This is a genomic window from Rhodococcus sp. 14-2483-1-1, assembly GCF_002259335.1.
Taxonomy (GTDB): domain Bacteria; phylum Actinomycetota; class Actinomycetes; order Mycobacteriales; family Mycobacteriaceae; genus Rhodococcoides.
Genome location: NZ_NPFX01000028.1, coordinates 1 through 1,476 on the forward strand (window position 1 = coordinate 1; position 1,476 = coordinate 1,476).

Genomic DNA, 1,476 nt, shown 5'->3' on the forward strand with positions numbered 1-1,476 from the left:
CTTGGCCCATGACAACGGAGATCTGGCAACTGAGCGAAAGCGAACTCCTCGCCGACGCTGCCGATGTCTCCCACCGAATCCAATTGCTCGAAGCCCGACGTATCGCCCTCGTCAGCGAGATCGACACCCGCGTCTCCCGCGAGAAACTCGGCTTCCCCGGCCCTGCCGGCTGGCTCACCTCCACCACCCTGCTCAGCCCCAGTAAAGCCACCAAGATCGTCGCCCTGGCCCGCGGACTGAAGAACTTCCCCGACATCGCCGACGCCATCAACGCAGGCGTCATGACCATCGACCACGCCGCCCTGATCCTCACCTTCGCCGAAACACCACCCAAGAACCTCCCCCAAGAGGGTCGCGATATCGCGCGCAAAGCGATGATCACCGCCGCAACCGGACCCGGCGCACGCACCGACCGCATCCGCGAAGCCATCACCAAACTGAAAGACACCTACGGTGGCAACAAACCACCACCCGAGGACACCGACCGCAACGAACTCTTCGCCTCGAAAACCTTGAACGGGCGATTGGTCCTCAAGGCCGACTTCGACGCTGTCACCGGAGAAAAACTCCTCGCCGCGCTCTCGCCGTTGACCGAACCCCGCCCCGCCGCCGACGGCACCCAGGACGAACGTAGCCCCGCTCTACGCCGCGCCGAGGCGTTCGGACACATCCTCGACCGCTACCTCGCGTCGAGCAACCGACCCACCGAAGGCGGCGAGAAGCCGCACGTCAACCTGCACATCACCCTCCGCGACCTCACCGACCTGCGCGGCACTGCAGCAGGCGCAGGCTCCGGTGACAGTGACAGCGGCAGCGGCAGCGGCAGCGGCAGCGGCAGCGGCAGTGATAGTGACGAAAACACAGGTACGGCAACCAGATCCGATAGCGCGAGCAGCAGCACCCGCGACGGTGATGCCGATGGTTGCGACAGTGGACCGGCCACCGATCGTGGCGCGTATCGGGACCTGTTCGGCGATGGCACCACCGCCGGGTGGCTGCCCTGGATGGGACCGCTCACCCGCGAGACGTCCCGCCAGCTCGCCTGCGACTGCCTCCTCACCGCCATCGTCATGGACGAGAACGGCTCCCCGATCAACCTCGCCCGCACCGCCCGCACCGTCACCGCCAAACAGAAACGCGCCCTCACCGCCCGCGATCACGGCTGCGCCTTCCCCGGCTGCGGAAAACCCGCAGCCTGGACCGAAGGCCACCACATCTGGCACTGGACCGACGGCGGACCCACCGACATGAACAACCTGGTTCTACTGTGCGGATTCCATCACCGCCTCATCCACCACAGTGACTGGGAAGTCTTCATCGCCGCCGACAACCACCCGTGGTTCATCCCACCAGCCACCGTCGACCCCTACCGACAACCCAGACAATCCCACGCCAGAGCCGGCCCCCACATCACATAAGCCCATACAAACAATCCAGCCCCGCACCGAGAACACGGTGCGGGGCTGGAAGAGGTTG

General features: G+C 65.6%; 1 protein-coding gene. It reads left to right on the forward strand.

Annotation, left to right across the window (positions count from 1 at the left end):
- The first annotated feature begins 8 nt into the window (after window positions 1-8).
- Window positions 9-1,418, forward strand: coding sequence for an HNH endonuclease signature motif containing protein (locus CH294_RS27100; RefSeq protein ID WP_094739402.1), 1,410 nt, complete (start codon window positions 9-11; stop codon window positions 1,416-1,418).
- Window positions 1,419-1,476 lie beyond the last annotated feature (58 nt).

Coding starts and splice junctions, on each gene's coding strand:
- CH294_RS27100 (WP_094739402.1), top strand. CDS start 9: ATGACAACGGAGATCTGGCAACTGAGCGAAAGCGAACTCCTCGCCGAC.